This is a genomic window from Massilia mucilaginosa (assembly GCF_011682145.1).
Taxonomy (GTDB): Bacteria; Pseudomonadota; Gammaproteobacteria; order Burkholderiales; family Burkholderiaceae_D; genus Telluria_A; species Telluria_A mucilaginosa.
Map to the genome: position 1 here is coordinate 1 of NZ_WHJH01000400.1, position 222 is coordinate 222.

Sequence of the window (222 nt, forward strand, 5' to 3'; positions counted from 1 at the left end):
ATGGGAAGCAGGTTAATATTCCTGCACCGTCGTATGATGCGATGGGGGGACGGATCGCGGAAGGTTGTCCAACGGTTGGAAGTGTTGGTTTTTGGCTCATAGAAGGCGCTTAGGCAAATCCGGGCGCAGGATTCAAGGGGTCGAGACGAGGAACTTAGGTTCTGAAGCAATCGGAAGTGGTTCCAAGAAAAGCCTCTAAGCTTCAGTCATACGAGACCGTAC

The 222-nt window shown here is 51.8% G+C and carries 1 rRNA gene; it reads left to right on the plus strand.

From position 1 onward, the window contains the following. Positions 1–222, plus strand: a 23S ribosomal RNA gene (locus tag F2P45_RS35335); the annotation flags it as partial.